General features: G+C 67.3%; 35 protein-coding genes. All 35 read right to left on the bottom strand.

Annotation, left to right across the window (positions count from 1 at the left end; genetic code table 11):
* Nucleotides 1-9: 9 nt before the first annotated feature.
* A complete protein-coding gene (rpsK, locus tag ACFQSB_RS10590; protein WP_012887860.1) occupies nucleotides 10-414 on the bottom strand; it encodes a 30S ribosomal protein S11 in 405 nt (134 codons plus the stop codon).
* 93 nt (nucleotides 415-507) lie between these two features.
* The gene (gene rpsM, locus ACFQSB_RS10595; protein ID WP_354837548.1) at nucleotides 508-888 is read right to left on the bottom strand and encodes a 30S ribosomal protein S13; all 381 of its coding nucleotides are present in this window, start codon (nucleotides 886-888) and stop codon (nucleotides 508-510) included.
* A gap of 200 nt (nucleotides 889-1,088) precedes the next feature.
* On the bottom strand, nucleotides 1,089-1,202 hold the full coding sequence (gene rpmJ, locus ACFQSB_RS10600; RefSeq protein ID WP_003956441.1) for a 50S ribosomal protein L36: 114 nt from the start codon (nucleotides 1,200-1,202) through the stop codon (nucleotides 1,089-1,091).
* Between the two features lie 112 nt (nucleotides 1,203-1,314).
* Entirely contained in the window at nucleotides 1,315-1,536 is a 222-nt protein-coding gene (gene infA, locus ACFQSB_RS10605) for a translation initiation factor IF-1 (RefSeq protein ID WP_012887858.1), read from the bottom strand.
* Between the two features lie 617 nt (nucleotides 1,537-2,153).
* Entirely contained in the window at nucleotides 2,154-2,621 is a 468-nt protein-coding gene (locus tag ACFQSB_RS10610; RefSeq protein ID WP_354924606.1) for a hypothetical protein, read from the bottom strand.
* Nucleotides 2,622-2,805: 184 nt separating this feature from the next.
* Entirely contained in the window at nucleotides 2,806-3,261 is a 456-nt protein-coding gene (locus ACFQSB_RS10615; protein WP_380825941.1) for a DUF1707 SHOCT-like domain-containing protein, read from the bottom strand.
* 64 nt (nucleotides 3,262-3,325) lie between these two features.
* Nucleotides 3,326-4,165 carry a type I methionyl aminopeptidase gene (gene map, locus ACFQSB_RS10620; protein WP_380825943.1) on the bottom strand — a complete coding sequence of 280 codons (840 nt, stop codon included), beginning with the start codon at nucleotides 4,163-4,165 and terminating at the stop codon, nucleotides 3,326-3,328.
* A 138-nt stretch (nucleotides 4,166-4,303) separates the two neighbouring features.
* Nucleotides 4,304-4,957: an adenylate kinase gene (locus tag ACFQSB_RS10625; protein ID WP_380825945.1), complete on the bottom strand. Its 654-nt coding sequence runs from the start codon at nucleotides 4,955-4,957 to the stop codon at nucleotides 4,304-4,306.
* Nucleotides 4,957-6,264 (bottom strand): preprotein translocase subunit SecY, encoded by a 1,308-nt coding sequence (gene secY / locus ACFQSB_RS10630; RefSeq protein WP_380825946.1) that lies wholly within the window; start codon nucleotides 6,262-6,264, stop codon nucleotides 4,957-4,959. Before secY ends, ACFQSB_RS10625 begins: the two co-directional genes overlap by 1 nt.
* A 166-nt stretch (nucleotides 6,265-6,430) precedes the next feature.
* On the bottom strand, nucleotides 6,431-6,904 hold the full coding sequence (gene rplO / locus ACFQSB_RS10635) for a 50S ribosomal protein L15 (RefSeq protein ID WP_354837564.1): 474 nt from the start codon (nucleotides 6,902-6,904) through the stop codon (nucleotides 6,431-6,433).
* 2 nt (nucleotides 6,905-6,906) lie between these two features.
* Nucleotides 6,907-7,089 (bottom strand): 50S ribosomal protein L30, encoded by a 183-nt coding sequence (gene rpmD / locus ACFQSB_RS10640; protein ID WP_030451484.1) that lies wholly within the window; start codon nucleotides 7,087-7,089, stop codon nucleotides 6,907-6,909.
* Nucleotides 7,090-7,092: 3 nt separating this feature from the next.
* On the bottom strand, nucleotides 7,093-7,725 hold the full coding sequence (gene rpsE / locus ACFQSB_RS10645; protein ID WP_347632437.1) for a 30S ribosomal protein S5: 633 nt from the start codon (nucleotides 7,723-7,725) through the stop codon (nucleotides 7,093-7,095).
* 70 nt (nucleotides 7,726-7,795) lie between these two features.
* Nucleotides 7,796-8,176 (bottom strand): 50S ribosomal protein L18, encoded by a 381-nt coding sequence (rplR, locus tag ACFQSB_RS10650; RefSeq protein ID WP_354837567.1) that lies wholly within the window; start codon nucleotides 8,174-8,176, stop codon nucleotides 7,796-7,798.
* A 2-nt stretch (nucleotides 8,177-8,178) separates the two neighbouring features.
* Entirely contained in the window at nucleotides 8,179-8,721 is a 543-nt protein-coding gene (gene rplF / locus ACFQSB_RS10655) for a 50S ribosomal protein L6 (protein WP_354837569.1), read from the bottom strand.
* 17 nt (nucleotides 8,722-8,738) lie between these two features.
* A complete protein-coding gene (gene rpsH, locus ACFQSB_RS10660) occupies nucleotides 8,739-9,137 on the bottom strand; it encodes a 30S ribosomal protein S8 (protein ID WP_354837570.1) in 399 nt (132 codons plus the stop codon).
* 172 nt (nucleotides 9,138-9,309) lie between these two features.
* The gene (locus ACFQSB_RS10665; RefSeq protein ID WP_114032742.1) at nucleotides 9,310-9,495 is read right to left on the bottom strand and encodes a type Z 30S ribosomal protein S14; all 186 of its coding nucleotides are present in this window, start codon (nucleotides 9,493-9,495) and stop codon (nucleotides 9,310-9,312) included.
* A complete protein-coding gene (gene rplE / locus ACFQSB_RS10670; protein ID WP_354837572.1) occupies nucleotides 9,495-10,070 on the bottom strand; it encodes a 50S ribosomal protein L5 in 576 nt (191 codons plus the stop codon). Before rplE ends, ACFQSB_RS10665 begins: the two co-directional genes overlap by 1 nt.
* Nucleotides 10,070-10,369, bottom strand: coding sequence for a 50S ribosomal protein L24 (gene rplX, locus ACFQSB_RS10675; RefSeq protein ID WP_354837627.1), 300 nt, complete (start codon nucleotides 10,367-10,369; stop codon nucleotides 10,070-10,072). Before rplX ends, rplE begins: the two co-directional genes overlap by 1 nt.
* Nucleotides 10,370-10,378: 9 nt before the next feature.
* On the bottom strand, nucleotides 10,379-10,747 hold the full coding sequence (rplN, locus tag ACFQSB_RS10680; RefSeq protein ID WP_189162756.1) for a 50S ribosomal protein L14: 369 nt from the start codon (nucleotides 10,745-10,747) through the stop codon (nucleotides 10,379-10,381).
* A gap of 148 nt (nucleotides 10,748-10,895) precedes the next feature.
* Entirely contained in the window at nucleotides 10,896-11,180 is a 285-nt protein-coding gene (gene rpsQ, locus ACFQSB_RS10685; protein WP_354837575.1) for a 30S ribosomal protein S17, read from the bottom strand.
* A complete protein-coding gene (rpmC, locus tag ACFQSB_RS10690; RefSeq protein WP_354837577.1) occupies nucleotides 11,173-11,409 on the bottom strand; it encodes a 50S ribosomal protein L29 in 237 nt (78 codons plus the stop codon). The genes rpsQ and rpmC overlap by 8 nt, the downstream gene beginning before the upstream one ends.
* Nucleotides 11,409-11,828, bottom strand: coding sequence for a 50S ribosomal protein L16 (gene rplP, locus ACFQSB_RS10695; RefSeq protein ID WP_184608221.1), 420 nt, complete (start codon nucleotides 11,826-11,828; stop codon nucleotides 11,409-11,411). The genes rpmC and rplP overlap by 1 nt, the downstream gene beginning before the upstream one ends.
* Nucleotides 11,829-11,830: 2 nt before the next feature.
* Entirely contained in the window at nucleotides 11,831-12,682 is an 852-nt protein-coding gene (gene rpsC, locus ACFQSB_RS10700) for a 30S ribosomal protein S3 (RefSeq protein WP_380825950.1), read from the bottom strand.
* Entirely contained in the window at nucleotides 12,682-13,050 is a 369-nt protein-coding gene (gene rplV, locus ACFQSB_RS10705; protein WP_189162760.1) for a 50S ribosomal protein L22, read from the bottom strand. The genes rpsC and rplV overlap by 1 nt, the downstream gene beginning before the upstream one ends.
* Nucleotides 13,051-13,076: 26 nt before the next feature.
* Nucleotides 13,077-13,355: a 30S ribosomal protein S19 gene (rpsS, locus tag ACFQSB_RS10710; protein ID WP_262849229.1), complete on the bottom strand. Its 279-nt coding sequence runs from the start codon at nucleotides 13,353-13,355 to the stop codon at nucleotides 13,077-13,079.
* An 11-nt stretch (nucleotides 13,356-13,366) separates the two neighbouring features.
* Nucleotides 13,367-14,203: a 50S ribosomal protein L2 gene (rplB, locus tag ACFQSB_RS10715; RefSeq protein ID WP_214414915.1), complete on the bottom strand. Its 837-nt coding sequence runs from the start codon at nucleotides 14,201-14,203 to the stop codon at nucleotides 13,367-13,369.
* 50 nt (nucleotides 14,204-14,253) lie between these two features.
* Nucleotides 14,254-14,556, bottom strand: coding sequence for a 50S ribosomal protein L23 (gene rplW / locus ACFQSB_RS10720; RefSeq protein ID WP_248964952.1), 303 nt, complete (start codon nucleotides 14,554-14,556; stop codon nucleotides 14,254-14,256).
* Nucleotides 14,556-15,206, bottom strand: coding sequence for a 50S ribosomal protein L4 (gene rplD, locus ACFQSB_RS10725; RefSeq protein ID WP_380825952.1), 651 nt, complete (start codon nucleotides 15,204-15,206; stop codon nucleotides 14,556-14,558). The genes rplW and rplD overlap by 1 nt, the downstream gene beginning before the upstream one ends.
* The gene (gene rplC / locus ACFQSB_RS10730) at nucleotides 15,203-15,856 is read right to left on the bottom strand and encodes a 50S ribosomal protein L3 (RefSeq protein ID WP_354837587.1); all 654 of its coding nucleotides are present in this window, start codon (nucleotides 15,854-15,856) and stop codon (nucleotides 15,203-15,205) included. Before rplC ends, rplD begins: the two co-directional genes overlap by 4 nt.
* A gap of 14 nt (nucleotides 15,857-15,870) precedes the next feature.
* A complete protein-coding gene (gene rpsJ / locus ACFQSB_RS10735) occupies nucleotides 15,871-16,179 on the bottom strand; it encodes a 30S ribosomal protein S10 (RefSeq protein ID WP_012887830.1) in 309 nt (102 codons plus the stop codon).
* 268 nt (nucleotides 16,180-16,447) lie between these two features.
* Nucleotides 16,448-17,641, bottom strand: a complete 1,194-nt coding sequence (gene tuf / locus ACFQSB_RS10740; RefSeq protein ID WP_354837590.1) for an elongation factor Tu — start codon at nucleotides 17,639-17,641, stop codon at nucleotides 16,448-16,450.
* 176 nt (nucleotides 17,642-17,817) lie between these two features.
* Nucleotides 17,818-19,866 carry an elongation factor G gene (gene fusA, locus ACFQSB_RS10745; protein WP_380825968.1) on the bottom strand — a complete coding sequence of 683 codons (2,049 nt, stop codon included), beginning with the start codon at nucleotides 19,864-19,866 and terminating at the stop codon, nucleotides 17,818-17,820.
* 90 nt (nucleotides 19,867-19,956) lie between these two features.
* Nucleotides 19,957-20,427 carry a 30S ribosomal protein S7 gene (rpsG, locus tag ACFQSB_RS10750; protein WP_248964948.1) on the bottom strand — a complete coding sequence of 157 codons (471 nt, stop codon included), beginning with the start codon at nucleotides 20,425-20,427 and terminating at the stop codon, nucleotides 19,957-19,959.
* A gap of 1 nt (nucleotide 20,428) precedes the next feature.
* Nucleotides 20,429-20,803, bottom strand: coding sequence for a 30S ribosomal protein S12 (gene rpsL / locus ACFQSB_RS10755; RefSeq protein WP_061253213.1), 375 nt, complete (start codon nucleotides 20,801-20,803; stop codon nucleotides 20,429-20,431).
* A gap of 537 nt (nucleotides 20,804-21,340) precedes the next feature.
* The gene (locus tag ACFQSB_RS10760) at nucleotides 21,341-25,216 is read right to left on the bottom strand and encodes a DNA-directed RNA polymerase subunit beta' (protein ID WP_380825954.1); all 3,876 of its coding nucleotides are present in this window, start codon (nucleotides 25,214-25,216) and stop codon (nucleotides 21,341-21,343) included.
* Between the last annotated feature and the right edge of the window lie 165 nt (nucleotides 25,217-25,381).

Here is a 25,381-nt window from a genome sequence, read left to right on the forward strand (position 1 = left end):
TCCTGGGCCTCAGACGCGGCGGCGCTTGGGCGGACGGCAGCCGTTGTGCGGAACCGGGGTCACGTCCTGGATGGACCCCACCTCAAGGCCGGTGGCCTGGAGGGACCGGATGGCGGTCTCGCGACCGGAACCGGGGCCCTTCACGAAGACGTCGACCTTGCGCATGCCGTGCTCCATGGCCCGGCGGGCGGCGTTCTCGGCGGCCATCTGCGCCGCGAACGGCGTGGACTTGCGAGAGCCCTTGAAGCCGACGTGGCCGGCGCTGGCCCAGGAGATCACGTTCCCGCTCGGGTCGGTGATCGAAACGATCGTGTTGTTGAACGTGCTCTTGATGTGGGCGTGCCCGTGAGCGACGTTCTTCTTTTCCTTGCGGCGCACCTTCTTCGGTGCACCCTGGCGGCTCTTCGGAGGCATGTAGCGCTATCTCCTGAGGTGGTCGGTCCTGCTGCGTGGACGGGGGCGCGGCATCGGGCCAGTGACTGACCCGGCTCGGCGCCCCGTCGCGGACTACTTCTTGCCGGGCTTCTTCTTGCCGGCCACGGTCTTCTTCTTGCCCTTGCGGGTGCGCGCGTTGGTCTGCGTGCGCTGCCCGTGGACCGGAAGGCCGCGGCGGTGACGGATGCCCTGGTAGCAGCCGATTTCGATCTTGCGACGGATGTCGGCCTGAACCTCGCGGCGGAGATCACCTTCGATCTTGAAGGTGGCCTCGATGTAGTCACGCAGCGGCACGAGCTCGGTGTCGCTGAGCTGGTGCACCCGCAGGTCACCGTTCACGCCGGTGGCGTTCAGGATCTCCAGGGCGCGGCTGCGGCCGATTCCGTAGATGTAGGTGAGAGCGATCTCCAGCCGCTTGTCGCGGGGGAGGTCGACGCCAACCAGGCGAGCCATGGTCGGGCATTCTCCTTCGATGTGGCGGAGGTCCTGCGCCCCACTACCCCTCCCCATGCCCGGGGTGAGGGCCCCGGCCTCCGACCGGGGGTCGCCCGCGCGGTTCGGCCTTGCGGCCGCCTGCGCGGGTGTGGTGCGCGATTACGTTGTTCCGGCCGGGCCGGCCGCCCGCTGGGGCCGCCCTCCCGTCCGGGCCGCGATCAGCCCTGGCGCTGCTTGTGGCGCAGGTTGTCGCAGATCACCATGACGCGACCGTGCCGGCGGATCACCTTGCACTTGTCGCAGATCTTCTTGACGCTCGGCTTGACCTTCATAGTCCCTGTCGTTCCTCAGACGGCCCGCCCGCCGGTCCGGCCGGGTCGACCCGCGCGCGCCGTGCTAAGCGCACGGTGGACGCGGTTCTACCTCGCCGCCGGGACGGGGGGCTTACTTGTATCGGTAGACGATCCGCCCACGACTGAGGTCGTAGGGGCTCAGTTCCACGACGACCCTGTCGTCGGGGAGGATCCGGATGTAGTGCATCCGCATCCGTCCGCTGATGTGGGCCAGGACCTTATGGCCGTTGTCGAGTTGCACCCGGAACATCGCGTTCGGGAGCGACTCAACCACAGTGCCCTCGATCTCGATGGCGCCGTCCTTCTTGGCCATGTCCCTCGCGTTTCACTGATCGGTCGTCTGAGGTATCGGATCACTAAGCAGCCGCGACCTAGAACGCGCGTGAGAGAGCGGCGATAGCTGACCGCCGACGCGTCTGGTCATAGTGAGCCGACAAAGGAGTGTACGACAACCGGCGTGGAAATGCGAAACGCCTGACGTTTGTCCGGACACAACCGACCACCAGCGTACCTCAGCGAAGCGGGAAAGGGGATGGACGCGCCCACCCGGCCGCACGGTACCGCCGATACCGGGCCTGGGTGGGCGCGTGCTCGTGCGCGCAGGGGATGTGCCCGCAAAAGATCACCTACCCGGCGACAACCCGGGAAACTGCCATCAGCGGCAAAGCCTGCGTCCAATGCCCGTGAACAGTCCGATACCGCCGGACAGGACATCCGATACCTCCGGGTGCGCCCCGGCCGGCCGATGCCGCGGTCCCGGGGACGCTTCGACGCCTCGCGGCGGTCGAGCGTCCCCACGGACGGACCCGGCCGATGTCGCCGGACACGACGAGAGCGGGCGCTCCCCCAGGAGCGCCCGCTCTGTTTCCCCCGCCTCCGGTCCCCCTCACTGAGACCGGGAGGTCTGATCACCGCTTCGAGGAGACCGGATCAGAACCGGTGCCAGCCGCTCCAGTCGTAGTCACGGGTGGAACCCTCGCCCACGCGGAAGCGGAAGCCGTCGACGCCGCGGTTGAAGAAGATCTTGCTGGCGCTGTGGCCGAAGGTGCGGTAGCGGTTGTAGAAGTGCCAGCCGCTGCCGTTGTGGTAGTAGACGTCCAGCCAGCTGTACTGGCGGTCGCGGTCGCGGTCGAACAGGTCGAAGTCGAGGTAGTAGCGGCCGCCCGACCGGCCCCAGAAGCCGCGGACGTAGGAGCGGTCGCCCCGGTCCTCGCGCCCGCCGAAGTCGGAGAAGTACGGGCCGAAGCTGTGGCGGGACAGGGCCTGGGAGGCCGAGGTGGCGGCGGTGGCGGCGGTGGCGCTCGCCGTCGACGCCGAGGCGGCGGGGGCGGCGGCGACGCCCGCCGCCAGAGCACCGGCGAGGGCGGTGCCGACGAGCAGGTTGCGGATCTTGCGCACGGTTTCCTCCTGTGAGCGAGCGTCCTCGGGATGAGGACGGATTCCCCGTGCCGGCCGAGCTTTCTGTGTGCCGCTCGTTCCGGACGACGCTCACGTTATGGAGGCTCGCCGTTCCCTTCTGCGTACGAATACGCACAGAACGCCGAGCGTGTATTACTACACAGAGCGGGCCGAGACCGGAGCCTCAGCGCTCCCTGCGCTTCCTGTCCTTCTTGCTCTTGCCGATCTCGTTGGGGTCCGAGCCGGACAGGGTGCTGATCAGCAGGATCACCGCCCAGGGACCGCCGACCCACATCGGCCAGAAATATCCGCCGAGGTCGGTCATGGCGTAAACGAGCACGCAGATGCCGAACACGCTGGCCCACGAGGTCCAGGCCGCCTTCAACCCGGGATGCATCCCCGTGGGCCGGCGCCGCTCCGGCGCCTGCGCCTGCGCCGCGGGCAGGTTGTTCAGGTCGATGTCCGGCAGGTCGGCGGTGAGCTTTCGCAGGTCGCCATAGGTGCGCCCGGCGTAGACCAGTTCCAGGCGCTCGTTGAACTCCTCCATGGTGAGCCGGCCCTGGGCGCAGTGCTCACGTAGCGCGGCCGCGACCCTGTCTCTGTCGCCGTCGGACGCCCTCATGTCCGGTGTCGCCGCCATCACCATCAACTCCCGCGCAGACGTCAGCCAACGAGCCGTTCCACGAGCGGGTCAAAGGAGTGCCTCACTCCGTCTTGCCGTCGGTGCCGGCCTTCTCTCCCAGAAGCTCGCCAAGGCGTGCCTTCCCCCCGTCAAGGGCGGTGAGCACCCAAGGACCATTATCGGTCACCGCGACGCTGTGCTCGAAATGCGCGGACGGTTTTCCGTCGATGGTGACGACCGTCCAGTCGTCGGCCAGGACGCGGGTGCGATCGGTGCCGAGGTTCACCATCGGCTCGACGGCGAAGCACATGCCGGTCTCGAAGCGCGGGCCCCGGCCGGGCCGCCCGTGGTTGGCCACCCACGGCTCCATGTGCATCTCGGTGCCGATGCCGTGGCCGCCGTACTCCTGCGGGATGCCGTAGCGCCCCTGAGAGCGCACGTAACGCTCGACCTCGAACCCGACGTCGGACAGGTGCCGCCCCACGGTCAGCGCGGCGATGCCGCGCCACATGGCCTCCTCGGTCACCCGCATCAGCTCGGCGAGCTTCGGGTCCACCTCGCCGATGGCGACGGTGATCGCCGAGTCGCCGTGCCAGCCGTCCAGGATGGCGCCGCAGTCGATGGAGATGACGTCACCGTCGCGCAGGGGACGGCGGTCGCTCGGGATGCCGTGGACGACCTCGTCGTTCACCGAGGCGCAGATGGTCGCCGGGTATCCCTGGTAGCCCTTGAACGAGGGGATCGCGCCCTCGTCGCGGATGGCCTTCTCGGCGATGGCGTCCAGGTCGAGCGGCGTCATCCCGGGTCGCACGGATTCGCGCAGGAGCTGGAGCGTGCGCCCGACCACCAGACCGGCGGCCCGCATCTTCTCCAGCTGCTCAGGTGTCTTGATCTGAATTCCGTGCTTGTTCTTCTTGAACACTTACTGGCACCCCCTGGGGTGAATCAACGGACCGCCCGGCATCCCAATTCCCCCGATTGTCCCCCGACAAGCCGGACGCCACCCTTGGGACGGGCCCAAAGGTGGCGTCGGTGCCTATATCGCCGCGCTCGGCGGCTCTCAGTCGGCGAAGCGGCGCAGTTCGGCCATCGCCCGCTGGGTGATCTCTTCGACCGGACCGGTCGCGTCCACACCGTGCAGGATGCCCTCGTCGGCGTAGAAGGAGACCAGCGGAGCCGTCTGCTGCTGGTACACCTCCAGCCGGTGGCGGATGGTCTCTTCCCGGTCGTCATCACGCTGGAACAGATCGCCGCCGCAGGCGTCGCACACCCCTTCCTGGGAAGGGGGGTCGAAGACCACGTGCCACACCTTGCCGCAGGAGCGGCAGGTGCGCCGGCCGGCGAGCCGGCGCACGACCTCCTCGTCGTCGACCACGAGTTCGAGCACGACGTCGAGGTGGGTGCCGAACTCGGCCAGCATCTTGTTCAGAATCTGCGCCTGCGGCACGTTTCGCGGGAAGCCGTCCAGCAGGAAACCCTCCTGCGCGTCCGGCTCCCCGAGGCGGTCGCGGACCATGGCGACGGTCACCTCGTCGGGTACGAGGTCGCCGCGGTCCATGTACTCCTTGGCAAGCTTGCCGAGTTCCGTGCCGCCCGACACGTTGGCACGGAAGATGTCACCTGTCGAGATCTTCGGGATGGACAGGTTCGATGCGATGAACTGGGCCTGTGTCCCCTTGCCCGCTCCGGGGGGCCCGACCAGGACGACGCGCACTACTTGAGGAAGCCCTCGTAGTTCCGCTGCTGAAGCTGGCTCTCGATCTGCTTAACGGTGTCCAGCCCAACACCAACCATGATCAGAATGCTCGTGCCTCCGAACGGGAAGTTCTGGCTCGCCCCGGCCACCGCGAGCGCGATGATCGGGACCATGGAGATCAACCCCAGATAGAGCGAACCCGGAGCGGTCAGCCGCATGAGCACGTAGTTGAGGTACTCGGCGGTCGGCCGGCCCGGGCGGATGCCCGGGATGAATCCACCGTACTTCTTCATGTTGTCGGCCACCTCAACCGGGTTGAAGGTGATGGACACGTAGAAGTAGGTGAAGAAGATGATCAGCACGAAGAACGTGACCATGTAGACCGGGTGGTCGCCTCGGACGAAGTTCTGTGCGAGCCACTGCACGATCGGGCCGGGGTTCTCCTTGTTGCCGAACAGCGAGACCACCAGCTGCGGCAGGTAGAGCAGCGAAGAGGCGAAGATGACCGGGATGATGCCGGCCTGGTTGACCTTCAGCGGGATGTAGGTCGAGGTCCCGCCGTACATGCGACGCCCGACCATGCGCTTGGCGTACTGCACCGGGATGCGGCGCTGGGCCTGCTCGACGAACACCACCGCGGCGATCATGAACACTCCGACCACCATCACCACGACGAAGGTGAAGGCGTTCTGCCGGAAGATGTTCAGCAGCTCCGAGGGGAAGACCGCGATGACCTGGGTGAAGATCAGGATCGACATGCCGTTGCCGACGCCGCGGTCGGTGACCAGCTCGCCGAGCCACATGATGACCGAGGTGCCGGCCGTCATGACGACCACCATCGTGACGATGGTGAAGGCGTCGTTGTTCACCAGGAGCGGCTGACGGCAGTTCGGGAACAGCTGCCCGGTGCGGGCGAGCGCGACGAACGCGGTCGACTGCAGGACGGCCAGGCCGATGGTCAGGTAACGCGTGTACTGGGTGATCTTCGCGGTGCCGGACTGGCCCTCCTTCTTGAGGGCCTCCAGGCGGGGGATCACCACCGTGAGGAGCTGAAGGATGATGCTCGAGGTGATGTACGGCATGATGCCGAGCGCGAACACTGAAAGTTTCAGCAGCGCGCCGCCACTGAACAGCTGCACCATGCCATAGATGTTGGCGGAGTCGCCCGCCTGCGCCTCTTTCAGACACTGCTGCACGTTCGTCGTGTTGACGCCCGGGGTCGGCAGCACCGAACCCAGCCGGAACAGCACGATGATGGCCAGTGTGAAGAGCAGCTTGTTGCGCAGGTCGGGCGTACGGAACGCCCGGGTAATCGCGGTCAGCACGGTCCCTCCTGCGCGCCTGTAAGGCGGTGTCGGTCAGCGAAGGTCTGGAAGTGATGCATCGGCACGTCTCTGATCAACGAGCCCTGGACAGCCTTTGTCCAGCGCACTCTAACGCACTACGGGCGCGGCGGCTCCCACGGAGCCCCCGCGCCTCGTACTGCCTTGACTACAGCTCGGTGACGGAGCCACCGGCCGCAGCGATCTTCTCCTTCGCGGAGGCGGAGAAAGCGTGCGCCTGCACGTTCAACGCCACCGAGATGTCACCGGTTCCCAGCACCTTGACCGGCTGGTTCTTGCGGACCGCGCCCCGCTCGACCAGCGTGTCCACCGAGACGTCGCCGCCGTCGGGGAACAGCTCGCCGAGCCTGTCCAGGTTGACGACCTGGTAGGTCGTCTTGAACATGGCGTTGGAGAAGCCCTTGCGCTTCGGCAGCCGCCGCTGGAGCGGAACCTGGCCGCCCTCGAAGCCGAGAGGGACGTTCGTGCGGGACTTGGTGCCCTTGGTGCCACGACCGGAGGTCTTGCCCTTGGACGCCTCGCCGCGACCCTTGCGGATCTTGGCCTTGTTGGCGCCCTTGGCCGGCCGCAGGTCGTGCAGGCGCAGCGGCGTGCCGCCGCTGGTGTTCTCAGCGTTAGCCATGACTAGTCGACCTCTTCCACCTCGACGAGGTGCGTCACCACGGCGACCATGCCCCGGATCTCCGGGCGGTCCTCCTTGACGACGACATCGCCGATTCGCTTCAGGCCCAGCGAGCGCAGCGAGTCACGCTGGTTCTGCTTGCCACCGATCTTCGACCGGGTCTGGGTGATCTTGAGACGAGCCATCGGCTAGCTCACCGCCTTCGCCGCCGCGGCGGCCTCGGCGATGCCCTCGGCGCGAGCCTTGAGCATGCGCACGGGGGCGACGTGCTCGATCGGGAGCCCACGGCGGGCGGCGATCTCCTCGGGCCTGCTGAGGCCCTTCAGAGCCGCCACGGTGGCGTGGACGATGTTGATCGGGTTGTCCGAGCCGAGCGACTTGGACAGCACGTCGTGGATGCCGGCGCACTCAAGGACGGCGCGCACGGGGCCACCCGCGATGACACCGGTACCGGGCGAGGCCGGACGCAGCAGGACGACGCCGGCGGCGTCCTCACCCTGCGAGGTGTGCGGGATGGTGCCCTGGATGCGCGGCACCTTGAAGAAGTGCTTCTTGGCCTCCTCGACGCCCTTGGCGATCGCCGCGGGCACCTCCTTGGCCTTGCCGTATCCGACACCGACCAGGCCGTTGCCGTCACCGACGACAACCAGGGCGGTGAAGCTGAAGCGCCGACCACCCTTGACGACCTTGGCCACTCGATTGATCTTCACGACGCGCTCGATGTACGAGACGCCCTTCTCGGCAGCGCCGCCGCGGCGATCGTCGCGACGGTCCCGCCGCTCACCACCGCCGCCGGCACCGCGACGCGGAGCTGCAGCCATCAGTGGTTCCTCTCCTCGTTGCTCTTGATTGCGATGCCGGCCGGAGACATCAGTTGCGATCCTCGCCCCATCAGAACTCCAGCCCGCCTTCACGGGCGCTGTCCGCGAGAGCCGCGATGCGGCCCGCGTAGCGGTTGCCACCGCGGTCGAAGACCACGGTGGAGATCCCGGCGGCCTTGGCCCGCTGAGCGAGGAGCTCGCCGACCTTCTTCGCCTTGTCGGTCTTGGTGCCCTCGGCCGTGCGCAGGGAGGTGTCCAGCGTGGACGCGCTCACCAGCGTGTGGCCGGCGATGTCGTCGACGATCTGCACGAACAGGTGCCGTGCGGAGCGGTTGACGACCAGACGGGGACGGGCCGGAGAGCCCACGACCTTCTTGCGGACGCGGCGGTGACGACGCGAGCGCGACAGCGCGCGCGCGGCCGTGTGCTTGGCAACCTTGGTGAAGGCCATGACTACTTACCAGCCTTTCCGACCTTGCGGCGGATGACTTCGCCCTGGTACCGCACACCCTTGCCCTTGTAGGGGTCGGGCTTGCGCAGCTTGCGGATGTTCGCGGCGACCTCGCCGACCTTCTGCTTGTCGATGCCGTCCACGTGGAACAGGGTCGGCCGGTCGACGCGGAAGGAGACACCCTCAGGGGCGTCGACGATCACCGGGTGGCTGAAGCCCAGAGAGAACTCCAGCTGCGCCGGGCTCTTGGCCTGGACGCGGTAACCCACGCCGACGATCTCCAGCGTCTTGCTGTATCCCTTGGTCACGCCGTCCACCATGTTGGCGATCAGCGTGCGGGAGAGCCCGTGCAGCGCACGGACCTTCTGCTCGTCGTTGGGGCGGGTGACGGCGATCGCGCCGTCCTCGCCCTTCTCGACCACGATCGGCTCGGCGACCGTGTGCGAAAGCGTGCCCTTGGGGCCCTTGACCGTGACATCCCGGCCGTCGATGGTGATGTCAACACCATTCGGTACAGGGATGGGCAGCCGTCCAATTCGCGACATGCTGTGATTCCTCCCCTCTACCAAACGTAGGCGAGGACTTCCCCGCCCACACCACGCTTGCCGGCCTGCTTGTCGGTCATGAGCCCGCCGGACGTCGAGATGATCGCGACGCCCAGACCGCCCAGGACCCGGGGCAGGTTGTCCTTCTTTGCATAGACCCGCAGACCGGGCTTGGAAACCCGGCGCAGGCCCGCGATTGACCGTTCACGCGTGGGCCCGAACTTGAGCTCCACCACGAGGTTCTTCCCGACCTTGGCGTCTTCGACGGCCCAGGCCTGGATGTAGCCCTCCTGCTGGAGGATCTCGGCGATGTGCGCCTTGATCTTCGAGTACGGCATGGCCACGGTGTCGTGGTATGCCGAGTTCGCGTTACGCAGACGTGTCAACATGTCTGCGATCGGGTCGGTCATCGTCATGGCCGGTGGCCCTCCTCACCGCGGTTTCCCTGTGACCGGGACCTACGGTGTGGTCGTGGGCGCTTGAAGCAGCGCCCGGTTGATATGACTTATATGTACGGCTGGCGCCGTGCGGGCCCCTCCCGGAGGGATGTCCCTCGGGGAGCCCCTCGAAGAGGAGCCCGCACGCGGACTACCAGCTGGACTTGGTGATGCCGGGCAGCTCGCCCCGGTGCGCCATCTCGCGGAAGCACACGCGGCAGAGGCCGAACTTGCGGTAGACGGCGCGGGGCCGGCCACAGCGCGAGCATCGAGTGTACGCCCGCACGCCGAACTTCGGCTTGCGCTCGGCCTTCGCGATCAGAGACTTCTTGGCCATCAGGCCTCCTTGAAGGGGAAGCCGAGAAGCTTGAGCAGCGCCCGGCCCTGGTCGTCGTTCGTGGCGGTGGTCACGACCGTGATGTCCATGCCACGCTGACGGTCGACCCGGTCGGGGTCCACCTCGTGGAACATGACCTGCTCGGTGAGACCGAAGGTGTAGTTCCCGTTGCCGTCGAACTGCTTGGGCGACAGGCCGCGGAAGTCCCTGATGCGCGGGAGCGCGAGGGACAGCAGCCGGTCGAGGAACTCCCACATGCGGTCGCCGCGGAGCGTCACGTGCGCGCCGATCGGCATGCCCTCGCGCAGCTTGAACTGGGCGATGGACTTGCGAGCGTGGGCGACGGCCGGCTTCTGGCCGGTGATGGCGGTGAGATCGCGCACCGCGCCCTCGATGAGCTTGGAGTCACGAGCCGCCTCGCCGACGCCCATGTTCACCTTGATCTTGGTGAGCCTGGGGATCTGCATGGCGTTCTCGATGCCGAACTGCTCACGCAGCTTGTCGGCGATCTCCGCGCGGTAGCGCTCCTTGAGGCGCGGAACCGCGCGCTCGGTCTCAGTTGTGGTGGCGGTCATCAGTTGTCCTCACCCGATTCGTCGGCCTTCTCGGCCTTCTTGGCGGGCTTGTCGTCCTTCTTCGCCTCATCCTTGAGCTTCTTGACGTTGCTCACGTGGATGGGGGCCTCCATGGTCTGCACGCCGCCTTCCTTGGCACCGCGCGGTCCCTGGTGGGTGACCTTGGAGTGCTTCTTGATCATGTTGACGCCCTCGACGATCACGCGGTCCTCCCGCGGGATCGCCTGGATCACACGACCCTTGGCACCCTTGTCCTTACCGGCGATGACCTGGACGAGGTCACCCTTCTTCACATGCAGCTTCGGCATTTACAACACCTCCGGCGCGAGCGAGATGATGCGCATGAACTTCTTCTCGCGCAGCTCGCGACCCACCGGACCGAAGATACGCGTGCCCCGAGGGTCGCCACTGTCCTTGATGATGACCGCGGCGTTCTCGTCGAAGCGGATGTAGGAGCCGTCCGGGCGGCGGCGCTCCTTAGTGGTGCGCACCACGACAGCCTTGACCACATCACCCTTTTTGACGCCGGCGGCGGGAAGGGCGTCCTTCACCGTCGCGACGATGATGTCGCCGATACCCGCGTAGCGCCGACCCGAGCCGCCGAGCACGCGGATGCACAAGATCTCCTTGGCACCCGTGTTGTCGGCGACCTTGAGCCGCGACTCCTGCTGGATCACGTCAACTCCCGTGTGTCACGCCGGTTCTCAATCATGAGCCTGGCGGAACTAGATTTCGGTCTGATGCGCCCTGGCGCCGGCACGGCCGGCGCCAGGGGGGACGCCCGCGCGGGAGACCCCCTTCCAGAGGGGTCTCCCGCAAGGCGACTTACTTGGCCCGCTCGAGGATCTCCACGACCCGCCACCGCTTGGTGGCGGACAGCGGCCGGGTCTCCATCAGGAGGACGCGGTCGCCGACGCCGCAGGAGTTGGCCTCGTCGTGGGCCTTGTACTTGGTCGTACGGCGGATGACCTTGCCGTACAGCGGGTGCTTCACGCGGTCCTCGACGGCGACGACGACGGTCTTGTCCATCTTGTCGCTGACCACCAGACCCTCACGGGTCTTGCGGTAGTTCCGCGCCTGCTTGTCGGTGCTCTCAGTTGTCTCAGCCATCGCTCGGCTCCTTCTCGACCGTGACGATGCCGAGCTCGCGCTCGCGCATCACGGTGTAGATACGGGCGATCTCGCGGCGGACGGCGCGAAGCCGCCCGTGGCTCTCCAACTGACCGGTCGCCGCCTGGAAGCGGAGGTTGAACAGCTCCTCCTTGGCTTCCTTCAGCTTCGTGACCAGTTCGTCCTGGTCAGAAGTCCGCAGCTCACCGGCGGTCAGGCCCTTAGCCATCACGCCTCACCCACTTCACGCTTAACAAACCGGCACTTCATCGGGAGCTTGTGCATCGCGCGCCGGAGGGCCTCGCGGGCCACCGGCTCGGAGACGCCCGAGAGCTCGAACATGACGCGGCCGGGCTTGACGTTGGCGATCCACCACTCCGGCGAACCCTTACCGGAACCCATGCGGGTCTCGGCGGGCTTCTTCGTCAGCGGACGGTCCGGGTAGATGTTGATCCACACCTTGCCGCCACGGCGGATGTGCCGGGTCATGGCGATACGAGCGGCCTCGATCTGGCGGTTGGTCACGTAGTGGTGCTCAAGCGCCTGGATGCCGAACTCGCCGAACACGACCCTGGTGCCGCCCTTGGCGGCTCCGCTGCGGTCAGGCCGGTGCTGCTTGCGGTGCTTGACCCTGCGCGGGATCAGCATGGTCAGCTCCCTTCAGCACCCGGCTGCTCCGCCGGGCCGGTCTCGGGCGCCCCAGCGGGCGCGGTGCTTTCGGTCCTCGGGCCACGGCCGCCGCCACGGGGGGCGCCGCCGTCACGGCCACGACCGCCGCCGCCGCCCGCGCCCCGGCCGCGCTGCGGCCTGTCGGTGCGGTCGCGACGCTGGCCGCCCTCGCGCGCGCCGGCCGCGGCCGCCTCGCGCTCGGCGCGGCTGGTCGGGGCCTCGCCCTTGTAGATCCACACCTTCACGCCGATGCGGCCGAAGGTGGTGCGGGCCTCGTAGAAGCCGTAGTCGATGTCCGCGCGAAGGGTGTGCAGGGGCACACGGCCCTCGCGGTAGAACTCCGAGCGCGACATCTCGGCGCCGCCGAGACGACCGGCGCACTGGACACGGATGCCCTTGGCGCCGCTCTTCATCGCCGACTGCATGGCCTTGCGCATCGCGCGCCGGAAGGAGACCCGGCTCGACAGCTGCTCGGCCACGCCCTGGGCGACGAGCTGGGCGTCCACCTCGGGGTTCTTGACCTCGAGGATGTTCAGCTGGACCTGCTTCTTGGTCAGCTTCTCGAGGTCGCCACGGATGCGGTCCGCCTCGGCGCCGCGGCGGCCGATGACGATGCCCGGCCGGGCGGTGTGGATGTCGACCTGGACGCGGTCGGTGGTGCGCTCGATCTCGACCTTGGAGATGCCGGCCCGCTCCATGCCCTTCTGCAGCATGCGGCGGATCGAGACGTCCTCGGCGACGTAGGACTTGTACAGCTTGTCGGCGTACCACCGGCTCTTGAAGTCGGTCGTGATGCCGAGCCGGAACCCGTGCGGGTTAACCTTCTGGCCCACTAGCGGGTCCTTCCCTTCGGCCTGCCCTGGCCTTCAGGCCGGGCTTCGACGATCACAGTGATGTGGCTCGTCCGCTTGTTGATCCGATAGGCACGGCCCTGGGCACGGGGACGGAACCTCTTCAGCGTCGGGCCCTCGTCGACCCACGCCCGGCTCACGACCAGCGTCTCGCGGTCGAGCTTGAAGTTGTGCTCGGCGTTCGCCATCGCGCTCGTGAGCACTTTGAAGATCGGCTCGCTCGCCGCCTGGGGGGCGAACTGCAGCACGGCCTGCGCCTCCGAAGCGGGCAGCCCGCGAATGAGGTCCACCACGCGGCGGGCCTTCTGGGGCGTGACGCGGACGAACCGCGCCTGAGCCCTGGCTTCCATCGCTTACTCCTCGTTTCCTAAGGCGCTTACCGCCGGCTCCGCCGGTCTTCCTTGACGTGGCTGCGGAAGGTCCGCGTCGGCGCGAACTCGCCCAGCTTGTGACCGATCATCGACTCGGTGACGAACACCGGGACGTGCTTGCGCCCGTCGTGGACGGCGATCGTGTGGCCCAGCATGTCCGGCACGATCATGGAGCGCCGCGACCACGTCTTGATGACGTTCTTGGTGCCCTTTTCGTTCTGCGTGTCCACCTTCTTCATCAGGTGGCCGTCGACGAACGGGCCCTTCTTAAGGCTACGTGGCATTTAGGCTGCTCCTACCGCTTCTTCCTCTTGCTCCGCCGACGGATGATCAGTCGGTCGCTGGCCTTGTTGGCCTGACGGGTACGGCCCTCGGGCTTGCCCTTGGGGTTCACCGGGTGGCGACCACCAGAGGTCTTGCCCTCACCACCACCGTGCGGGTGGTCGACCGGGTTCATCGCGACACCGCGGACGGTCGGGCGCTTGCCCTTCCAGCGGTTACGACCGGCCTTGCCGATGTTGATGTTGGCCTGCTCGGCGTTGCCGACCTGGCCGACCGAAGCGCGGCAGCGCACGTCCACCTGGCGCATTTCACCGGAGGGCATACGCAGCGTGGCGTACTGCCCTTCCTTGGCCAGCAGCTGGATCTGCGCGCCGGCGGACCGGCCCAGCTTCGCGCCGCCGCCCGGCTTCAGCTCCACGGCGTGGATGAAGGTACCGGTCGGAATGTTGCGCAGCGGCAGGCAGTTGCCCGGCTTGATGTCGGCCGCAGGGCCGTTCTCGATGCGGTCGCCCTGCTTGATGCCCGTGGGAGCGAGGATGTAGCGCTTCTCGCCGTCCGCGTAGTGCAGGAGCGCGATGCGCGACGTCCGGTTGGGGTCGTACTCGATGTGAGCGACCTTGGCCGGAATGCCGTCCTTGTCGTGGCGCCGGAAGTCGATGATCCGGTAAGCACGCTTGTGCCCACCGCCCTGGTGACGCGCGGTCACCCGGCCGTGGACGTTACGACCACCCTTGCTGTGCAGGGGAGCAAGCAGCGACTTCTCCGGCGTGCTGCGCGTGATCTCGGCGAAGTCCGAGACGCTCGCGCCGCGGCGACCCGGAGTCGTCGGCTTGTATTTACGGATGCCCATCTTTTTCGTTCATCCCTTGTCGATGTTGCTTGGCAATGCGGCGGCGGAGATCAGCTGATCTGACCGAAGATGTCGATCCGATCGCCTTCCACCAGGCTCACGATCGCCCGCTTGGTGCTCGGGCGCTGGCCGTAACCGAACTTCGTCCGCTTACGCTTGCCCTGGCGGTTGATCGTGTTCACGCTGGTGACCTTGACGCCGAAGATCTGCTCGACAGCGATCTTCACCTGCGTCTTGTTGGCCGTCTTGCGCACCAAGAACGTGTACTTGTTGTGCTCATCGATCAGGCCGTAGCTCTTCTCAGAGACGATCGGCTTGATGATGATGTCGCGCGGGTCGGCGATCTTCTGCATCAGGCGTCTTCCTTCCCGCTGCCGCCCAGCCGAGCCACGACCTGGTCGTACGCCTCACGCGTGAAGACCACGTCGTCGTAGCAGAGCACGTCGTACGTGTTGAGCTGGCCGGCGTCCAGGAGGTGGACCTCCGGGGCGTTGCGCAGGCTCAGCCAGGTGAGCTCGTCGTCCGCGTCGACCACGACCAGGACGCTGCGAGCCTTGGAGATGTTGCGGAGCGCATCGAGAGCGGCCTTGGTCTTCGGGGTGTCCCCGGTGACCAGGCTGTCCACGATGTGCACGCGCCCGCCGGAAGCCCGGTCGCTGAGGGCCCCGCGCAGGGCGGCGGCCTTCATCTTCTTGGGCGTCTTCTGGGTGTAGTCACGCGGCTGCGGGCCGTGGACGGTGCCACCGCCGGTGAACTGCGGCGCGCGGGTCGAGCCCTGGCGGGCCCGGCCGGTGCCCTTCTGGCGGTACGGCTTCTTGCCGCCACCGCTGACCTCACCGCGGGTCTTCGTCTTGTGGGTGCCCTGCCGGCGCGCGGCCAGCTGGGCGACGACGACCTGGTGGATCAGCGGGATGTTGACCTTGGCGCCGAAGATGTCCTCCGGCAGGTCGACGCTCCCGGTCTTCGCCCCGGCCGCGTCGAGGACGTCAACGGTGGTGCTCACTTGGCAGCCCCCTTCTTGGCAGCGGTGCGAATGAGGACCAGGCTGCCGTTGGCGCCGGGGACCGCACCCTTGACCAGGATGAGGTTCTTCTCGGCGTCCACGGCGTGAACCTTGAGGTTCTGGACGGTGGTGCGGACGTTGCCCATCCGGCCCGCCATGCGCAGTCCCTTGAAAACGCGGCCCGGAGTGGCGCAGCCGCCGATGGAGCCGGGCGAGCGGTGCTTGCGCTGGGTGCCGTGCGAGGCGCTGAGGCCCTTGAAGCCGTGACGCTTCATGACACCCGCGAAGCCCTTGCCCTTGCTCTTGCCGGTCACGTCGATGTGCTGGCCGGCCTCGAAGGTGTCGGCCAGAACTTCCTGGCCGAGCGTGTACTCGGAGGCGTCGGAGGTCCGAAGCTCGACGAAGTAGCGGCGCGGGGTGATGTCGTGCTTGCGCAGATAATCACCAAGCGGCTTGTTCACCTTGCGCGGGTCCACCTGCCCGTAGCCGAGCTGAACAGCGGAGTAGCCGTCCTTGTCCTCAGTGCGGACGCGGGTCACCACGCACGGACCGGCCTCGATGACGGTGACCGGGACGATCCGGTTGCCCTCGTCGAAGACCTGGGTCATGCCGAGCTTCTTGCCCAGGACGCCCTTGATCTGCTTAGCCATGTCAGTGCGTTCCCTCAGAGCTTGATCGAGATGTCGACGCCGGCCGGAAGGTCGAGACGCATGAGCGAGTCGACGGTCTTCGGCGTCGGATCGATGATGTCAATCAGCCGCTTGTGCGTGCGCATTTCGAAGTGCTCACGGCTGTCCTTGTACTTGTGCGGCGAGCGGATGACGCAGTACACGTTCTTCTCGGTCGGCAACGGCACCGGGCCCGCGACCTTCGCGCCAGTCCGCGTCACCGTCTCGACGATCTTCTTGGCCGAGCTGTCGATGACCTCGTGGTCATAGGCCTTAAGCCGGATGCGGATCTTCTGTCCCGCCATAGTGGCCTCGGTGTCCTTCGCTGTCGTCCTGCAAAAGTTTCGTGCGGCCTTTTGCCGCTATGGGTGTCCCACGTGACTTGCGCCCCATGGCCCGCCACCTCTTCCGTGATCTTGCAGTCATCTCGGTCGCGGCGGCCGAGACGACTGCGAGATCACGGGCCCGGCTGGGCTCGGAGCTCACCGTGGGCTCCGGGGCCGCCGAGGCGACCCCTTCGTGGTGCGGCGGCCGGACCCGTTCTCGGAGTCCGACCGCCGACCCGCGGTCGTGCTACTTGATGATCTTCGTGACTCGACCCGCACCGACGGTGCGGCCACCCTCGCGGATGGCGAACTTGAGACCGTCCTCCATCGCGATGGGCTGGATGAGCTGGACGGACATCTCGGTGTTGTCACCGGGCATGACCATCTCGGTGCCCTCGGGAAGGGTCACGACGCCCGTCACGTCCGTGGTACGGAAGTAGAACTGCGGGCGGTAGTTGTTGAAGAACGGCGTGTGGCGGCCGCCCTCGTCCTTGGACAGGATGTAGACCTGCGCCTCGAACTCGGTGTGCGGGGTGGTCGTGCCCGGCTTGATGATGCACTGGCCGCGCTCGACGTCCTCGCGCTTGATGCCACGCAGGAGCAGACCGACGTTGTCACCGGCCCGGCCCTCGTCGAGGAGCTTGCGGAACATCTCCACACCGGTGACGGTGGTGGTGGTGCTCTTCTCCTTGATGCCGATGATGTCGACGGTCTCGTTGACCTTGACGATGCCGCGCTCGATACGACCGGTCACGACGGTGCCGCGGCCGGTGATCGAGAAGACGTCCTCGATCGGCATGAGGAAGGGCTTGTCGGTGTCACGAACGGGCTCGGGGACGTTGTCGTCCACGGCGTTCATGAGCTCGATGATCGAGTCGCCCCACTTCTCGTCGCCCTCGAGCGCCTTCAGCGCCGAGACGCGGACGACCGGCAGGTCGTCGCCCGGGAACTCCTGGGCGGAGAGCAGCTCGCGGACCTCGAGCTCGACGAGCTCCAGGATCTCCTCGTCGTCCACCATGTCGGCCTTGTTCAGGGCGACGACGATGTAGGGGACGCCGACCTGGCGGGCCAGGAGGACGTGCTCCTTGGTCTGCGGCATCGGGCCGTCGGTGGCGGCGACCACGAGGATCGCGCCGTCCATCTGCGCCGCACCGGTGATCATGTTCTTCACGTAGTCGGCGTGACCGGGGCAGTCCACGTGAGCGTAGTGGCGCTTCTCGGTCTGGTACTCGACGTGCGCGATGGAGATGGTGATGCCGCGGGCCTTCTCCTCGGGCGCCTTGTCGATCTTGTCGAACGGGGTCGCCTCATTGAGGTGAGGGAAACGGTCGTGGAGCACCTTGGTGATCGCCGCGGTCAGAGTGGTCTTGCCGTGGTCGATGTGCCCAATGGTGCCGATGTTCACGTGCGGCTTGGTCCGCTCGAACTTGGCCTTGGCCACTGCTCTGTCTCCTTAGAGATTCTGACGTGACTTGCTAGTCTCACTCGGGCTCGGAGCCCGATCCCCGGGCGGCGGTGGTCGCCGCCCGAGCCGGTTGGGTCTGGGACTTGTCGTCCCTGTCCCCCGCCGGCGGGGACGACGATCGCTCGACGTCCCCGGCCGTCCGGGTCCGGTGCTTATTCGCCCCGAGCCTTCGCGACGATCTCCTTGGCGATGCCCGGGGGCACCTCCGAGTAGGAGTTGAACTGCATGCTGTAGACAGCCCGGCCCTGGGTCTTGCTGCGAAGGTCGCCCACGTAGCCGAACATCTCTGACAGCGGCACCAGGGCGTTGATGACCTTCGCCCCGGAACGGTCTTCCATGGCCTGGATCTGCCCGCGCCGACCGTTCAGGTCGCCGATGACATCGCCCATGTAGTCCTCGGGCGTGGTGACCTCGACGGCCATCATCGGCTCCAGGATCACGGCGTCCGCGCGGCGGGCGGCCTCCTTGAAGGCCATCGAACCAGCGATCTTGAAGGCCATTTCGGAGGAGTCGACCTCGTGGTAGGCACCGTCCTGGAGGGTGACCTTCACACCCACCATCGGGTAGCCGGCCAGCACGCCGAACTCCGCGGCCTCCTGGGCGCCCGCGTCCACCGACGGGATGTACTCCCGGGGGATGCGGCCACCGCTGACCTTGTTGGAGAACTCGTAGCCGTCGTTGCCCTCGCCCAGCGGCTCCAGGTCGATGATCACGCGCGCGAACTGGCCGGAACCACCGGTCTGCTTCTTGTGCGTGTACTCGACCTTCTCCACCTTGCGGCGGATGGTCTCGCGGTAGGCGACCTGCGGGCGGCCGACGTTGGCCTCGACCTTGAACTCGCGGCGCATCCGGTCGACGAGGATCTCCAGGTGGAGCTCGCCCATACCCCAGATGACCGTCTGCCCGGTCTCCTCGTCCCGGCGGACCTGGAAGGAGGGGTCCTCCTCGGCCAGGCGCTGGATCGCGGTGCTGAGCTTCTCCTGGTCGCCCTTGGTCTTGGGCTCGATCGCCACGTTGATGACCGGCGCCGGGAACGTCATCGACTCCAGGACGACCTGGTTGGCCGGGTCGGAGAGGGTGTCACCGGTGGTGGTGTCCTTCAGACCCATGACCGCCACGATCTGACCAGCGTGCGCCGACGGGCGCTCTTCGCGCTTGTTGGCGTGCATCTGGTAGATCTTGCCGATGCGCTCCTTCTTGCCCTTGACCGAGTTCACCACGGAGGTGCCGGTCTCGAGCGTGCCGGAGTAGATGCGGATGAAGGTGAGCTTGCCCAGGTGCTGGTCGCTCATGATCTTGAACGCCAGCGCCGAGAACGGCTCGTTCGGGTCCGCGTGACGCTCGATCTCCTCCTCCTCCTTGCCGACCGCGTGCCCCTTGAAGGCGGGGATGTCGGTCGGGGCGGGGAGGTAGGCGACGATCGCGTCGAGCAGAGGCTGCACGCCCTTGTTCTTGAACGCGGTGCCGCACAGGACCGGGTTGAGCGCGCTGGCCAGCGTCGCGCGGCGGATGCCGGCGACGAGCTGCTCCTCGGTGGGCTCGACGCCCTCCAGGTAGAGCTCCATGAGCTGGTCGTCGTGCTCGGCGGCCGTCTCGATGAGCCGGTCGCGCCACTCGCGCGCCACCTCGGCGTGGTCGGCCGGGATGTCGACGGTGTCGTACATCTCGCCCTTGGCCGCCTCGGCGCTCCAGATCAGGCCCTTCATCTTCACCAGGTCGATGACGCCCTTGAAGTCGGCCTCGACGCCCCAGGGAAGCTGGATGACGAGCGGCGTCGCGCCGAGGCGCGACACGATCATGTCGACGCAGCGGTGGAACTCGGCGCCGACGCGGTCCATCTTGTTCACAAAGCAGATGCGCGGGACGCCGTAGCGGTCCGCCTGCCGCCACACCGTCTCGGACTGCGGCTCGACGCCGGCCACGGCGTCGAAAACCGCCACAGCGCCGTCGAGGACGCGCAGCGAGCGCTCCACTTCGACGGTGAAGTCGACGTGGCCGGGCGTATCGATGATGTTGATCGTGTGATCAAGCCACTCGCAGGTGGTCGCGGCAGAGGTGATCGTGATGCCGCGCTCTTGCTCCTGCTCCATCCAGTCCATCGTGGCAGCGCCCTCGTGGACTTCACCGATCTTGTAGTTGATACCGGTGTAGAACAGGATGCGCTCGGTCGTGGTGGTCTTGCCCGCGTCGATATGGGCCATGATCCCGATGTTGCGGACCTTGGCCAGGTCAAGAGCGGTCGATGTCGCCACTTCTCTCGCGTCCTCGTCGTCTCGTCGTCGCCGCTGGGGTTACCAGCGGTAGTGGGCGAAGGCCTTGTTGGACTCGGCCATCTTGTGCGTGTCCTCACGCCGCTTCACGCTGGCGCCCAGACCGTTGCTCGCGTCGAGCAGCTCGTTCATCAGCCGCTCGGTCATGGTCTTCTCGCGGCGGGCGCGGGAGTACTGCACCAGCCAGCGCAGTGCCAGGGTGGTGCTGCGCGCCGCGCGCACCTCGACCGGCACCTGGTAGGTCGCGCCACCGACACGGCGGCTGCGGACCTCAAGAGTGGGCTTGACGTTGTCGAGAGCGCGCTTCAGGGTGACAACCGGGTCGTTGCCCGACTTGTCCCTGCAGCCCTCGAGGGCGTCGTAGACGATCGTCTGGGCGAGCGAGCGCTTGCCGTTCAGAAGCACCTTGTTGATGAGCGCGGTGACCAGCGGCGAGTTGAACACCGGGTCTGCGACAAGCTGTCGGCGCCCAGCGGGACCCTTGCGCGGCATGTCAGCTCTTCTCCTTCTTCGCGCCGTAGCGGCTGCGGGCCTGCTTGCGGTTGCGGACGCCCTGGGTGTCCAGCGAACCACGGATGATCTTGTAGCGAACACCCGGCAGGTCCTTCACACGACCGCCACGCACGAGCACGATGGAGTGCTCCTGGAGGTTGTGGCCCACACCAGGGATGTAGGCCGTCACCTCGATGCCGTTGGTGAGCCGGACACGCGCCACCTTGCGGAGGGCCGAGTTCGGCTTCTTCGGGGTCGTCGTATACACGCGCGTGCAGACGCCGCGCCGCTGGGGGCTCCCCTTGAGCGCCGGTGTCTTGGTCTTACTGACCTTGTCCTGGCGGCCCTTGCGGACCAGCTGCTGAATCGTGGGCACCGCGTCTCCGTTCGTGCTTGGCCGGTGATTCGAAAAGTCGTGCGTTTCGCAGGCTCTGCCGGTGTCATGACCTGCTGTTTTTCCCTCGGCTCCGACCCACGCGCTCGGGCGTGTCGCGATCTTTGCCGACTTCGCCCGGCGAAGAGGCCGGCACCCGGTGGAGGAGATCACACGGCGACCGGCCGGCCCGTGAAGGGCCTGGCGAGCGCACGCATGTGAGCCCATGAAGCCACGGGCACGAAGGGCAAGACTACCCAGCCCATCGCAACACGTCAAAACGGCTGCGCCGAGCCGCTTGTGCGCTCGGTTCGTGTCGTGGCCCGCGGCCGGTTTCCCCCCGGCCGCTATCGGGCACCAGACAAGTTTACGCCACCCACGGACCCGTCTCGACGATTTCCCGTGTTGCCGCCCGGCGGCCCTCAGGACGCCACCGGACGGCCCTGGAACACGGCGAGGGGCGCCCGCCCCCGTTGCCGGGAGCGGGCGCCCCTGCGTTCGCCCTGCCGCGAGGTGGGACCGGCGCCGCCGGCCCCGCCGTCAGCGGTTGTACTGACCGAAGTCGTACTCCTCCAGCGGCACGGCCTCGCCGCTGCCGGTGCCGAAGGTGTAGTCGGTCGCCGAGCCGTCGTAGCCGCCGACGGTGTACATCGCCGCCTTGGCCTCCTCGGTCGGCTCGACCCGGATGTTGCGGTACTGGGACATGCCCGTACCGGCCGGGATGAGCTTACCGATGATGACGTTCTCCTTCAGACCCAGCAGGCTGTCGGACTTGGCGTGGATCGCCGCGTCCGTGAGCACCCGCGTGGTCTCCTGGAAGGACGCCGCCGACAGCCAGGACTCGGTGGCCAGCGACGCCTTGGTGATGCCCATGAGGACCGGACGGCCGGAGGCGGGGGTGCCGCCCTCGGCGACGACCTCGCGGTTGACCATCTCGAAGCGCGGCCGCTCGACGAGCTCGCCGGGCAGCAGGTCGGTGTCACCGGACTCCAGCACGTTCACGCGCTTGAGCATCTGCCGCACGATGATCTCGATGTGCTTGTCGTGGATCGACACACCCTGCGAGCGGTACACCTGCTGGACCTCGGCCACCAGGTGCAGCTGCACGGCCCGGGGGCCGAGGATGCGCAGCACCTCGTTGGGGTTGACCGCACCGGCGATGAGCTGCTGGCCCACCGTCACGCGCTGACCGTCGCTGACCAGCAGACGCGACCGCATGGACACCGGGTAGGCGATCTCGTCGGAACCGTCGTCCGGCGTGATCACGATCTTGCGGGTCTTGTCGGTCTCGTCGATGCGCGCCCGGCCGTCCGCCTCGCTGATCGGGGCGACGCCCTTGGGGACGCGCGCCTCGAACAGCTCCTGGACACGGGGCAGACCGTGGGTGATGTCCGCGCCCGCCACACCACCGGTGTGGAAGGTACGCATCGTCAGCTGAGTGCCGGGCTCGCCGATCGACTGGGCGGCGATGATGCCGACCGCCTCGCCGACGTCCACGAGCTTGCCGGTGGCCAGGGAGCGGCCGTAGCAGGTGGCGCAGACACCGATCTTGGCCTCGCACACCAGCGCGCTGCGCGTGCGGACCGTCTCGATGCCGGCGTCGACCAGCGCCGTGACGATGGCGTCGTTGATGTCGGCGCCGGCCGTCGCGACGACCTTGCCGTCCACCTCGACGTCCTCGGCCAGGATGCGGCCGTGCACGTTGCTCTCGGCGTTCTCGGCCTTGACCAGGTTGCCGCCCGAGTCGCGCTCGCCGACGTGCAGCGGGACGCCGCGGTCGGTGCCGCAGTCGATCTCGCGGACGATGACGTCCTGCGCGACGTCCACCAGACGACGGGTCAGGTAACCCGAGTCGGCGGTGCGCAGCGCGGTGTCGGCCAGACCCTTGCGCTGTCCGTGGGTGGAGATGAAGTACTCCAGCACCGACAGGCCCTCGCGGAAGGAGGACTTGATCGGCCGCGGGATCGTCTCACCCTTGGTGTTGGACACCAGGCCGCGGATGCCGGCGATCTGACGCACCTGCATCTTGTTGCCTCGGGCGCCGGAGTTGACCATCATCCAGACGGAGTTGGTCGCCGGGAAGGCGTTCACCATGTCGGTCTCGACGTCCGCCGTGGCGTGCGTCCAGATCTCGATGAGCTCCTGACGGCGCTCCTCGTCGGTGATCAGACCGCGCTCGTACTCGCGCTGGACCTTGTCGGCCCGGCGCTCGTAGGACTCCATGATCTCGGCCTTGTTCGGCGGCGCGACGACGTCGTCGATGGAGATCGTGACGCCGGACCGCGTGGCCCAGTGGAAGCCCGCGTCCTTGAGCGCGTCCAGAGCGGCCGCGACCTCGACCTTCGGGTACTTCTCCGCCAGCTCGTTGACGATCGCCGAGAGCTGCTTCTTGCCGATCTGGGAGTTCACGAACGGGTAGTTGTCGGGCAGCGTCTGGTTGAACAGCGCCCGGCCCAGCGTGGTCTCCAGGCGGTAGGCCTCGCCGGCCTCCCAGCCCTCGGGGGCCGACCAGCCCCGCGGCGGCGGGACGTCCTTGACCCGGACCTGGATCTGGGCCTGGATGTCCAGCTCGCGGCGGTCGAAGGCCATGAGCGCCTCGGAGACCGAGCCGAACACGCGGCCCTCGCCCTCGGCGCCGTCCCGCTGCGTGGTCAGCCAGTACAGACCGATGATCATGTCCTGGGTGGGCATGGTCACCGGCTTGCCGTCGGCCGGCTTGAGGATGTTGTTGGTCGAGAGCATCAGGATGCGCGCCTCGGCCTGGGCCTCCGCCGACAGGGGCAGGTGGACCGCCATCTGGTCGCCGTCGAAGTCGGCGTTGAAGGCGGTGCAGACCAGCGGGTGGATCTGGATGGCCTTGCCCTCGACCAGCTGCGGCTCGAAGGCCTGGATGCCCAGGCGGTGCAGGGTCGGCGCGCGGTTGAGCAGCACCGGGTGCTCGGTGATGACCTCTTCGAGCACGTCCCACACGACCGGCCTGGCCCGCTCGACCATGCGCTTGGCCGACTTGATGTTCTGCGCGTGGTTGAGATCGACCAGGCGCTTCATCACGAACGGCTTGAACAGCTCCAGGGCCATCTGCTTGGGCAGGCCGCACTGGTGCAGCTTGAGCTGCGGGCCGACGACGATGACCGAACGGCCGGAGTAGTCGACGCGCTTGCCGAGCAGGTTCTGCCGGAAACGGCCCTGCTTGCCCTTGAGCATGTCCGACAGCGACTTCAGCGGGCGGTTGCCCGGCCCGGTGACCGGACGTCCGCGGCGGCCGTTGTCGAACAGCGCGTCGACGGCCTCCTGGAGCATCCGCTTCTCGTTGTTCACGATGATCTCGGGCGCGCCGAGGTCGAGAAGCCGCTTGAGGCGGTTGTTGCGGTTGATCACCCGGCGGTACAGGTCGTTGAGGTCGGAGGTCGCGAAGCGGCCACCGTCGAGCTGCACCATCGGCCGCAGGTCCGGCGGGATCACCGGGATGCAGTCGAGCACCATGCCGTTGGGCGAGTTGCGGGTGGTGAGGAACGCCGAGACGACCTTGAGCCGCTTGAGCGCGCGGGCCTTCTTCTGACCCTTGCCGCTGCGGATGGTCTCGCGCAGCGACTCGGCCTCGGCGGCCAGGTCGAAGTTGTTCAGCCGCTCCTGGATCGCCTGGGCGCCCATGCCGCCGCGGAAGTAGCGGCCGAAGCGGTCGCGCATCTCGCGGTACAGCAGCTCGTCGCCCTCGAGGTCCTGGACCTTGAGGTTCTTGAAGCGGCTCCAGACCTCCTCGAGGCGGTCCAGCTCGCGCTGGGTGCGGTCGCGGAGCTGACGCATCTCGCGGTCGGCGCCCTCGCGGACCTTGCGGCGCTGGTCGCCCTTGGCGCCGGCGGCCTCCAGCTCGGCCAGGTCGGACTCGAGCTTCTTCTGGCGGGCCTCGATGTCGGCGTCGCGGCGCTGCTCGATGTGCTGCCGCTCGACGGAGATCTTGGCCTCCAGCGAGGGCAGGTCACGAGCACGCATGTCGGTGTCGACATACGTGATCATGTACGCCGCGAAGTAGATGACCTTCTCCAGGTCCTTCGGGGCGAGGTCGAGCAGGTATCCCAGGCGGGACGGGACGCCCTTGAAGTACCAGATGTGGGTGACCGGCGCGGCCAGCTCGATGTGGCCCATCCGCTCGCGGCGCACCTTGGCGCGCGTGACCTCGACGCCACAGCGCTCACAGATGATGCCCTTGAAGCGGACGCGCTTGTACTTGCCGCAGTAGCACTCCCAGTCGCGGGTCGGACCGAAGATCTTCTCGCAGAAGAGTCCGTCCTTCTCGGGCTTCAGGGTGCGGTAGTTGATGGTCTCGGGCTTCTTGACCTCGCCGTGGGACCACTGCCGGATATCGTCGGCCGTGGCGAGGCCGATGCGGAGCTCGTCGAAGAAGTTGACGTCGAGCACTTGTTATCCCCTCGCTTGAAAATCAGACCTCTTCGACACTGCTCGGCTCGCGCCGGGACAGGTCGATGCCGAGCTCCTCCGCCGCGCGGAAGACGTCCTCGTCGGTGTCGCGCATCTCGATGGACATGCCGTCGCTGGAGAGCACCTCGACGTTGAGGCACAGCG

This window comes from Sphaerisporangium rhizosphaerae (genome assembly GCF_042665155.1).
Taxonomy (GTDB): domain Bacteria; phylum Actinomycetota; class Actinomycetes; order Streptosporangiales; family Streptosporangiaceae; genus Sphaerisporangium; species Sphaerisporangium rhizosphaerae.

Coding starts and splice junctions, on each gene's coding strand:
- rpsK (WP_012887860.1), bottom strand. CDS start 414: ATGCCTCCGAAGAGCCGCCAGGGTGCACCGAAGAAGGTGCGCCGCAAG.
- rpsM (WP_354837548.1), bottom strand. CDS start 888: ATGGCTCGCCTGGTTGGCGTCGACCTCCCCCGCGACAAGCGGCTGGAG.
- rpmJ (WP_003956441.1), bottom strand. CDS start 1,202: ATGAAGGTCAAGCCGAGCGTCAAGAAGATCTGCGACAAGTGCAAGGTG.
- infA (WP_012887858.1), bottom strand. CDS start 1,536: ATGGCCAAGAAGGACGGCGCCATCGAGATCGAGGGCACTGTGGTTGAG.
- ACFQSB_RS10615 (WP_380825941.1), bottom strand. CDS start 3,261: ATGGCGGCGACACCGGACATGAGGGCGTCCGACGGCGACAGAGACAGG.
- rplO (WP_354837564.1), bottom strand. CDS start 6,904: ATGGCTAACGCTGAGAACACCAGCGGCGGCACGCCGCTGCGCCTGCAC.
- rpmD (WP_030451484.1), bottom strand. CDS start 7,089: ATGGCTCGTCTCAAGATCACCCAGACCCGGTCGAAGATCGGTGGCAAG.
- rpsE (WP_347632437.1), bottom strand. CDS start 7,725: ATGGCTGCAGCTCCGCGTCGCGGTGCCGGCGGCGGTGGTGAGCGGCGG.
- rplR (WP_354837567.1), bottom strand. CDS start 8,176: ATGGCCTTCACCAAGGTTGCCAAGCACACGGCCGCGCGCGCGCTGTCG.
- rplF (WP_354837569.1), bottom strand. CDS start 8,721: ATGTCGCGAATTGGACGGCTGCCCATCCCTGTACCGAATGGTGTTGAC.
- rpsH (WP_354837570.1), bottom strand. CDS start 9,137: ATGACGATGACCGACCCGATCGCAGACATGTTGACACGTCTGCGTAAC.
- ACFQSB_RS10665 (WP_114032742.1), bottom strand. CDS start 9,495: ATGGCCAAGAAGTCTCTGATCGCGAAGGCCGAGCGCAAGCCGAAGTTC.
- rplE (WP_354837572.1), bottom strand. CDS start 10,070: ATGACCGCCACCACAACTGAGACCGAGCGCGCGGTTCCGCGCCTCAAG.
- rpsQ (WP_354837575.1), bottom strand. CDS start 11,180: ATGGCTGAGACAACTGAGAGCACCGACAAGCAGGCGCGGAACTACCGC.
- rpmC (WP_354837577.1), bottom strand. CDS start 11,409: ATGGCTAAGGGCCTGACCGCCGGTGAGCTGCGGACTTCTGACCAGGAC.
- rplP (WP_184608221.1), bottom strand. CDS start 11,828: ATGCTGATCCCGCGCAGGGTCAAGCACCGCAAGCAGCACCGGCCTGAC.
- rplV (WP_189162760.1), bottom strand. CDS start 13,050: ATGGAAGCCAGGGCTCAGGCGCGGTTCGTCCGCGTCACGCCCCAGAAG.
- rpsS (WP_262849229.1), bottom strand. CDS start 13,355: ATGCCACGTAGCCTTAAGAAGGGCCCGTTCGTCGACGGCCACCTGATG.
- rplB (WP_214414915.1), bottom strand. CDS start 14,203: ATGGGCATCCGTAAATACAAGCCGACGACTCCGGGTCGCCGCGGCGCG.
- rplW (WP_248964952.1), bottom strand. CDS start 14,556: ATGCAGAAGATCGCCGACCCGCGCGACATCATCATCAAGCCGATCGTC.
- rplC (WP_354837587.1), bottom strand. CDS start 15,856: ATGGCTAAGCAGATCAAGGGCGTCCTGGGCAAGAAGCTCGGCATGACC.
- rpsJ (WP_012887830.1), bottom strand. CDS start 16,179: ATGGCGGGACAGAAGATCCGCATCCGGCTTAAGGCCTATGACCACGAG.
- fusA (WP_380825968.1), bottom strand. CDS start 19,866: ATGGCCCATATCGACGCGGGCAAGACCACCACGACCGAGCGCATCCTG.
- rpsG (WP_248964948.1), bottom strand. CDS start 20,427: ATGCCGCGCAAGGGTCCCGCTGGGCGCCGACAGCTTGTCGCAGACCCG.